6 protein-coding genes are annotated in these 9,413 nt (G+C 26.9%); 5 read left to right on the top strand and 1 reads right to left on the bottom strand.

Annotation, left to right across the window (positions count from 1 at the left end; translation table 11 throughout):
• The first annotated feature begins 31 nt into the window (after positions 1-31).
• The 5 genes from gltB to pyrE all read left to right on the top strand — a co-directional run bounded on the left by gltB (position 32) and on the right by pyrE (position 8,367).
• Positions 32-4,570 (top strand): glutamate synthase large subunit, encoded by a 4,539-nt coding sequence (gene gltB / locus H9660_RS06725; protein ID WP_191749600.1) that lies wholly within the window; start codon positions 32-34, stop codon positions 4,568-4,570.
• The gene (locus H9660_RS06730; protein WP_191749601.1) at positions 4,546-6,012 is read left to right on the top strand and encodes a glutamate synthase subunit beta; all 1,467 of its coding nucleotides are present in this window, start codon (positions 4,546-4,548) and stop codon (positions 6,010-6,012) included. The genes gltB and H9660_RS06730 overlap by 25 nt, the downstream gene beginning before the upstream one ends.
• Positions 6,013-6,041: 29 nt before the next feature.
• Positions 6,042-7,016, top strand: coding sequence for an aspartate--ammonia ligase (gene asnA / locus H9660_RS06735; RefSeq protein ID WP_207729432.1), 975 nt, complete (start codon positions 6,042-6,044; stop codon positions 7,014-7,016).
• A 76-nt stretch (positions 7,017-7,092) separates the two neighbouring features.
• A complete protein-coding gene (locus H9660_RS06740) occupies positions 7,093-7,521 on the top strand; it encodes a hypothetical protein (RefSeq protein ID WP_191749602.1) in 429 nt (142 codons plus the stop codon).
• Positions 7,522-7,683: 162 nt separating this feature from the next.
• Positions 7,684-8,367: an orotate phosphoribosyltransferase gene (gene pyrE, locus H9660_RS06745; protein ID WP_191749603.1), complete on the top strand. Its 684-nt coding sequence runs from the start codon at positions 7,684-7,686 to the stop codon at positions 8,365-8,367.
• Positions 8,368-8,392: 25 nt separating this feature from the next.
• Here the strand turns inward: pyrE and H9660_RS06750 are convergent, their stop codons facing one another.
• Complete coding sequence (locus H9660_RS06750; protein WP_191749604.1) at positions 8,393-9,367, bottom strand: alpha/beta hydrolase; 975 nt, start codon at positions 9,365-9,367, stop codon at positions 8,393-8,395.
• Positions 9,368-9,413: the final 46 nt, after the last annotated feature.

A 9,413-nucleotide genomic window follows, 5' to 3' on the forward strand; every position in this document is an offset into this window, starting at 1 on the left:
GTATCTCTATTTTTATGAAGGGGGAATATTTATGCATAATGATATAGGACTATATAGAAGCTCTTTTGAACATGATGCTTGTGGAATTGGAGCCATAGTAAATATAGATGGAATAAGAACTCATAAATCTATAGAAGATGCTCTTAATATATTAATTAATTTAGAGCATAGGGGTGGAACTGGAGCAGATGGAAAAACAGGAGATGGTTCTGGAATACTATTTCAAATACCACATAGATTTTTTAAGGAAGAAGCACAAAAATTAGGAGTTATTCTTCCTAAAGAAGGAAATTATGCTGTAGGAATGTTTTTCTTACCAGAAAATAATATAGAAAAACAACTTTGTGTAAATATATTTAAAAAGTTATGCAAAGAAGAAGAATTAAAAATTTTAGCTTGGAGAGCAGTTCCTATTAATAAATCAGTTTTAGGTGATTTTGCTACTAAATCAATACCTTGTTTTAAGCAAGTAATTATAGAAAGACCATCCAATATTTCTGATATAAAAGATTTTGAAAGAAAGTTATATGTAATAAGAAGGAGGTTTGAAAAGGAGTTACTTACTGAAAAAGCATATATAGCTTCCCTTTCTTCTAAGACTATAGTATATAAGGGCTTATTATTAGCTAGTCAACTAAAAAATTTCTATATAGATTTATCTAATGCTATGGTGGAGTCAGCAATAACTATGGTACATTCAAGATATAGCACAAATACAGTTCCTAGTTGGAAAAGAGCTCATCCTAATAGATATATTATTCATAACGGAGAAATTAACACTTTAAGAGGAAATATTAATAGTTTGATGGCTATGGAAGGAAATTTATATTCAAATGTTTTTAAAAATCAATTAAAAAAGGTATTACCTATAATTAATACTGAAGGATCTGATTCTGCAATTTTAGATAATACTTTAGAATTTTTAATTATGAATGGAAAAAGTATTGAAGAAGCAATTATGATTTTAATTCCTGAACCATTTGAAAAAAATCCTTATATATCAAAAGAGGAAAAGGCTTATTTTGAATATAATTCAACTTTAATGGATCCTTGGGATGGTCCTGCTGCTATAGTTTTTACTGATGGAAATGTAATGGGAGCAACCTTAGATAGAAATGGATTAAGACCTGCGCGATATTATATAACTAAAGATAATAATTTAATATTATCTTCTGAAGTTGGTGCTTTAGATATAAAAAATGATGAGATAACATATAAAGGAAGACTAACACCTGGCAAAATATTATTAGTTGATACTATTAATAAAAAACTTAAAAGTAATGAAGAGGTAAAAAAAGAGTATTACCTAAAAAATGATTATTTATTATGGATTAAAGAAAATATTTTAAATATAGAAAACTTACCTTTGCAGTCAAATCTTAAAAATAATAACTTAGATAAAAATAAATTACTTCAAATATTTAATTACTCATATGAAGATCTTAAAAATACTATATTACCAATGTGTGAAACTGGAGAAGAACCATTAAGTTCAATGGGAATAGATACTCCATTAGCAATATTATCAAAAGAAGCTCAACTACTTTTTAATTATTTTAAGCAGTTATTTGCTCAAGTTACTAATCCCCCGATAGATGCTATTCGAGAAGAAATTGTTATTTCAACAACAACTTATATAGGATCCACTGGAAACATTTTAGGTAAATTAAATGAAAATAAACCTAAAATTAAATTAAATTCACCAATTATAACAAATGAAGATTTAGAAAGAATAAGAAGTATAAAAAATTCTAATTTTAAAGTAAAAACTATATTTATTTCTTATGGAAAAATAAATGATGAATATGATTTAGAATTTGCAATTGATTCTATTTGCGTAGAAGTTGAACTAGCAATTAGCAATGGATTTAATCTTATTATATTAAGTGATAGAAATGTTACTGAAAAAATAATACCTATTCCATCACTATTAGCAGTATCAGCTGTTAATCATTATTTAATTAAGAAAGGATTAAGAAAAAAAATAGATTTAATTCTTGAAAGTGGAGAACCAAGAGAAGTTCATCATTTTTCAACTTTAATAGGTTTTGGAGCATCAGCAATAAACCCTTATTTAGCATATGAATCAGTTAATAAGTTAATTGATGATAATTTATTAAAAAACAGTTATGAGGAATCAATAAAGAAATATAACAAGGCTATATTAAAAGGATTAGTTAAGATAATTTCTAAAATGGGAATTTCGACAATTCAATCTTATAGAGGGTCTCAAATCTTTGAAGCTGTTGGAATAAATACTCACGTTATAAATAAATATTTTACTAATACTATAAGTAGAATCGAAGGAATATCACTAAAAGAAATTCAAGACGAGGTTTTAAAAAGATATAGAAGCATTAACGAAATATCATTAGATTCTATTGGAAGAGATAGATATAGATCAAATAAAGAAGAGCATCTGTATAATCCATTAAGCATATATAAATTGCAACAAGCAACTAAAAATGAAAATTATGAAACTTTCAAAGAGTTTACTGAATTAATAGATAATGATGAAAGTTTTATTACTTTAAGGAGTTTATTAGATTTTAAATTTTTAAGTGATCCTATTCCTATGGAAGAAGTAGAAAGTGTTGGATCTATAGTGAAGAGATTTAAAACTGGAGCAATGTCATATGGATCAATTTCAAAGGAAGCTCATGAAACTTTAGCAATTGCAATGAATAGAATTGGTGGTAAATCTAATACTGGTGAAGGTGGCGAAGAAAGAGAGAGATTTATACTTAGCTCTAATGGAGATTCAAAAAAATCTGCTATAAAACAAATAGCCTCAGGAAGATTTGGAGTAACATCTGAGTATTTAGTAAATGCTACTGAATTACAGATAAAAATGGCACAAGGTGCAAAACCAGGTGAAGGAGGACAACTTCCAGGAAGTAAGGTTTATCCATGGATAGCTAAGACTAGAGGCGCTATACCAGGAGTAGGATTAATATCTCCACCACCACACCATGATATATATTCTATTGAGGATTTAGCTCAACTTATTTATGACTTAAAACAATCAAATGAGGAAGCAGATATATCTGTAAAATTAGTTTCAGAAGCCGGAGTAGGAACTATTGCTACTGGAGTTGCAAAAGCAGGCACTAATGTTATCTTAATATCTGGTCATGATGGTGGCACTGGTGCATCACCTAAAACATCAATTCAAAATGCTGGTTTACCTTGGGAAATTGGTCTTGCTGAAGCACATCAAACGTTAATATTAAATAATTTAAGGGATAGGGTAAGACTTGAAGTAGATGGAAAATTAATGACAGGTAGGGATGTAGCTATTGCAGCTTTACTTGGGGCTGAGGAGTTTGGTTTTGCTACAGCACCATTAGTGTCATTAGGTTGTGTAATGATGAGAGTATGTAATCTAGATACATGCCCAGTTGGAATTGCAACTCAAAATAAAGAACTTAGAAAAAGATTTAATGGTAAACCTGAATATGTAATTAACTTTATGTATTTTATAGCACAGAATTTAAGAGAATATATGGCTAAATTAGGTTTTAGAACTTTAGATGAAATGATAGGAAGATTTGATAGGTTAAAAGAAAAAGAAAATAAAAAAGGATTTAAAAGAAGTAAAGTTGACTTGTCAGCAATATTAATTAATGATTCAAGATTTTTTACATTAAAAAATAAATTTAATAAAGATTATATTAAAGAAAAAGATAAAACACTAGATAGATCTCTTATAATTCCTATGGTTGATAAGTATTTTGAAATTAATGAAAATTTATCTATTAATATTGATATTAATAATACAGATAGAGCTTTAGGAACTCTTCTAGGATCTAAGATTACAGAAAAATTTGGATATAATAAATTAGATGAGGATTCAATTATTTTAAATTGTACTGGTTCTGGTGGAGAAAGTATAGGTGCTTTTATTCCAAAAGGTATAACTATTAATATTTATGGTGATTGTAATGATTATCTAGGTAAAGGATTATCTGGTGGAAAAATAGTTGTTAAGAAACCTGAAAATTGTTTTTTTAAATCTCAAGATAATATAATAATTGGAAATGTTGCATTATATGGATCAACATCGGGGAAAGTGTTTATTAATGGAATTGCAGGTGAAAGATTTGCAGTTAGAAATTCTGGAGCAATTGCAGTAGTTGAAGGTGTCGGTGATCATGGTTGTGAATATATGACAGGAGGTACTATTTTAATATTAGGTGATTTTGGATTAAATTTTGCAGCTGGTATGAGTGGTGGAGTTGCATATGTTTTAGATAAAAATGAGAATCTAAAACATAATTTAAATAAAGAGCTAGTTGAAATTGAAACTCTAAATAATGAAGATATAAACATTATTAAAGAATTGCTAACTGAGCATGTAGAATTAACTAATTCTTCTTATGGAAATGAAATATTAAAAAGCTTTGATAATTATATAAAATACTTCAAAAAAGTAGTTCCAACAGATTATAAAAATATCATAAGCTTGATAAATAAAAATAAAGATAAAGGACTATCTGAAGATGAAGCTATATTAGCTACATTTTATGAAAGGAGTGGGATTAAATGGGAAAAGCAACAGGGTTTTTAGAGTTTGAAAGAAAGTCAGGTGATGATAAAACTCCAAAAGAAAGAGTAGAAAATTTTAATGAATTTCACAACTTACTTTCTAAAGAAGAGCAGATTAATCAAGGTGCAAGATGTATGGATTGTGGAGTTCCATTTTGTCAATCTGGAATAACAATTAAAGGAATGGTTTCAGGATGTCCTTTAAATAATTTAATCCCTGAATTTAATGATTTACTATATAAAGATAATTTAATTTTAGCTTTAGATAGATTATTAAAAACTAATCCCTTTCCTGAGTTTACTGGAAGAGTTTGTCCTGCTCCTTGTGAATCAGCATGTACAGTTTCTATGAATTCTTCAGCTGTTACAATTAAAGAAAATGAAAGATTTATAATTGATTTTGCATTTGAAAATCAATATATTAAATCAAATCCACCAAAAAAGAGAAAAGACAAAACAATTGCAGTTATAGGCTCTGGACCAGCAGGACTTTCATGTAGTTATTATTTAAACCAATATGGTTATAAAGTTGATGTATTTGAAAGAGAAGATAGAATTGGTGGCTTACTTACTTATGGTATACCAAATATGAAGTTAGATAAAGCTATTGTTAATAGAAGAATCAACTTTTTAAAGGAAGAAGGAATTAATTTTTATACAAATTCTGATGTTTGTATAAATGAAAGTTTAAAAACAAAAGTTTTTACAGAATATGACGCAATAGTTCTTGCTACAGGAGCTAGTAAGCCTAGAGATTTAAATATTAATGGTAGGAATTCAAAAGGTATTTATTTTGCAGTTGATTTTTTAAAAGAAAACACTAGAAATTTATTAAATAAATATGAAAATAATATTAATTGTAAAGATAAGAGAGTATTAATTATAGGTGGTGGAGATACTGGAACAGATTGTGTAGCTACATCTATAAGGCAAGGATGTAAATCAGTTTTACAAATAGAAATAACAAAGCCTCTTCCTAAGGATAGATTATATGATAATCCATGGCCTGAATGGAGAAAATCTTTAAAAGTAGATTATGGACAAGAAGAAGCAATAGATTTATTTGGAGAGGATCCTAGAAGATATTGTACAAGCGTTAAAGAGTTTTTATATGATGCTTCTGAGAAAGTTACAGGAGCAAAATTAGTAAAAGTAAATTGGTTTAAAGATAATTTAGGAAACTTAAAATTTAGAGAAGTTGAAAATACTGAAGAGATAATAGATGTAGATATAGTTTTATTAGCAATGGGTTTCGTGGGTACAGAAGATTACATTTCTAACTTCTTTAAAGTAGATTTAGATAATAGAAATAATATAGAAGCTGACTATAATAATTTTAAAACTAATAGAGAAAAGATTTTTTCTTGTGGAGATGCAAGAAGAGGACAATCTTTAGTTGTTTGGGCAATAAAAGAAGGGTTAGATGCTGCAAAAAGCATTAATGAATATTTAAATTTAAAATAAAATCTTATTTATTAGAGGAGGTTTATTTTATGACAAACTCATTAATAAAAACTGAAATTCAAATTAAAGAAATTAAAGATTTTTTTGAAAAGGCTTTAGCAAGTAAATTAAACTTAACAAGAGTGTCAGCACCTTTATTTCTTAAATGTAATACAGGGCTTAATGATAATTTAAATGGAACTGAAAGACCTGTTAAATTTGAAATATTAGCAGATAAAATTGAAGCAGAGGTTGTTCAGTCTTTAGCCAAGTGGAAAAGATGGAGTTTAAAAAGATATGGATTTAATCCATATACAGGACTTTATACTGATATGAATGCGATAAGAAGAGATGAAGAATTAGATAATATTCATTCAATTTATGTTGACCAGTGGGATTGGGAAAAGATAATCTTTAAGTCAGATAGAAATAAAGAATATTTAAAGAAAACTGTTAAAGATATTTATGAAGTTTTTAGGGAAACAGAACAATTCGTAAATAGTAATTTAAATCCAATTTCTTTTAAATTACCTGAAAATATATATTTTATTACAACTCAGGAATTAGAAGATTTATATCCTGAATTAAGTCCAAAAGAAAGAGAAAATGAAATATGCAAGGATAAAGGTGCAGTATTTTTAATGGAAGTTGGTGATTTACTAAAATCAGGAATTAAACATGATGGAAGAAGTCCAGATTATGATGATTGGCATCTTAATGGAGATATTTTAGTATGGTATCCTGTGCTTAATATAGCCTATGAACTATCATCTATGGGTATAAGAGTTGATAAGGAAACTTTAGAAAAACAATTAGGCAAAAGTAATTGTAAAAATAGAACAAATTTAGAGTTTCATCAAGAAATTTTAAAAGAAAGACTTCCATATACTATAGGTGGAGGTATTGGACAATCTCGTATTTGTATGTACTTCCTTAATAAACTTCATATAGGAGAGGTTCAAAGTTCTATATGGGATGAAAAAAATAAGAAATTTTCTTTTAAAAACAATATAGATTTTCTATAGAAAAAATTACTTTCTTTATTTATTAGAAAACTTCATATAATAATAATGTGAGTATCTATAAAAGGAGGAGCAAAAGATGTTTAAAAATTTAACTTTACTTTTAATGATTTCAACAAGTGCAATAACCTCTTCTATTAATATATGTAAATCTGATGATGTTAGATATAAAAATAATGCATATAGAGTCTTTAATAACTATTCTATATGCATAAGTAAAGAAGATAAATTTGATGACTTTTGGACTCCTAAAAATGAAAGTTATTTAAATAAAGTTCAAAATCAAAAAGTAAAGGCTTTAAAAGAAAAAATTCAAAATGGAGAAAATTTAACAATTACAGAAAAAAATGATTTGAAATTAATTAAATCAGAAGTTATTAAAATTAAATTGGGTGAAGAGAAGTTTAAAGAATTAGAAAAATTGATTGAAAAAAGAGAAGGTGATGTAGAACTCACTTTACCAGAGAGACAAAGATTATATGAATTAAATAAAGAAGCAAGAAATTAATAATTTTATCTAGATATTCATAGTTTGTAGAAGCATTAATTTATTTAATGCTTTTTTCTTTTAAAAAATATTGGTAATTTTTAATAAGAAATGATAAAATTATTAAGGCGTATATTAAAATTATATATATGCTTAATATTTGTGTTGGAAGGAATGTTTATTATGGAAAGATATAAAGAAGAGTTTATTGAATTTATGGTTGAAAGTAATGTTTTAAGATTTGGAGATTTTGTTACTAAAAGCGGAAGAAAAACTCCATTTTTTATAAATACCGGAAATTATACTACTGGAGAACAATTAAAGAAATTAGGGGAATTTTACGCAAAGGCAATTAATAAACATTTTGGAAAAGACTTTGATGTTTTATTTGGACCAGCTTATAAAGGTATTCCTTTAACAGTTACAACAGCTATTTCTCTTAATAATTTATATAATATAGATGTAGAATATTGTTCGAACAGAAAAGAAGTAAAAGATCACGGTGAAGGTGGAATACTTTTAGGTGGTAGCTTAAAAGATTCATCAAGAGTTGTTATAGTTGAGGATGTTATGACTGCAGGAACATCAATTTACGAAACTGCACCTATATTAAAAGCTCAAGGAAATGTAGATATTAAAGGTCTTATAATTTCTGTTGATAGAATGGAAAAAGGTAAAACTGATAGATCAGCTCAAGAAGAAATTAAAGAAGTATTTGGAATTACTACATATTCAATAGTTACTATGAAAGAAGTTGTAGAATATCTACATAATAGAGAATTAAATGGAAAAATATATATAGATGATGAAATGAAAGCAGCTATAGAAGCGTATTATGATATATATGGTGTAACATATAATAGATAATGATAAAGGCTAGTATTTTATGGTACTAGCCTTTTTTGTTTAATTGTATAAACTTTAAAACTTCAAATACTAGAGCAACAAGTTCATTTTCTTTGAATCCATTAAAAAAGTGAGAACCTGATGACAGTGATAGTAGTTTTGATTTTTTATTTTTTAGAGAATTGTATAAAGTTAAAGCATTTTTATATGGTACAATTTCATCTTTTTCACTATGTATTATAAGTGTATTTGGAGATGAATCTGAAATATAATTAATAGGACTATAATTATTAATTATATTTTTAGATTTAATTAATTTTTCTATTTCGTTTTTATATTCTTCTTCAATTGAAGATGTATCTAATGTTGATAAATCAGTTGGCCCAAAAACATCTATTACATAATTAACCTTTGATGAATAAGTAGATAAATCTGAATCGCCTATAAATTCATTATCATTAGAATAAGATGCCATCAGAGCTAAGTGGGCACCAGAGGAAATTCCTAATATTCCAATATTATCAGTGTCAAAGTTATATTTATTCTTATTTTTATAAATCCATCTTATTGAATCTTTTACGTCCTTAATTGGATTTTCTATTGGAGTATCTTCTTTTAAAAGTTCATATGAAACACTAATAATTGAAAATCCACTTTCATTAAATGATTTTATTATTGGTACTAACCCTATTGGAATACCATTATCTCCATATATCCAGCTTCCACCATGTACATATAAAATAACAGGAGATGGCTTATTAGAAACTGTTGATTTATATATATCTAAAAATACCTCTTTAGAATCTGTATCCTTATAGACTACCCCCTGTATATCTATATCATCAGTAACATTATAATCAGTAAGCTCTGCAAGAGTTTCTATTGAAGAGTTATTATCTTTTAATTGCTCATAAACTCTATATATTATCAGTAAAGAATCACTAAAATAAAGAATTATGCTACAGGTAGTTAATACTAAAGAGATCAAAAATATAGTAATAATTCTAGAAATTTTCTTCAAATTATCAACTCCTTATATTTAATATTTATATTATTGACATAAATAC

The sequence above is a fragment of the Clostridium gallinarum genome, assembly GCF_014836325.1.
GTDB lineage: Bacteria > Bacillota > Clostridia > Clostridiales > Clostridiaceae > Clostridium > Clostridium gallinarum.

Coding starts and splice junctions, on each gene's coding strand:
- gltB (WP_191749600.1), top strand. CDS start 32: ATGCATAATGATATAGGACTATATAGAAGCTCTTTTGAACATGATGCT.
- H9660_RS06730 (WP_191749601.1), top strand. CDS start 4,546: ATGGGAAAAGCAACAGGGTTTTTAGAGTTTGAAAGAAAGTCAGGTGAT.
- pyrE (WP_191749603.1), top strand. CDS start 7,684: ATGGAAAGATATAAAGAAGAGTTTATTGAATTTATGGTTGAAAGTAAT.
- asnA (WP_207729432.1), top strand. CDS start 6,042: ATGACAAACTCATTAATAAAAACTGAAATTCAAATTAAAGAAATTAAA.
- H9660_RS06740 (WP_191749602.1), top strand. CDS start 7,093: ATGTTTAAAAATTTAACTTTACTTTTAATGATTTCAACAAGTGCAATA.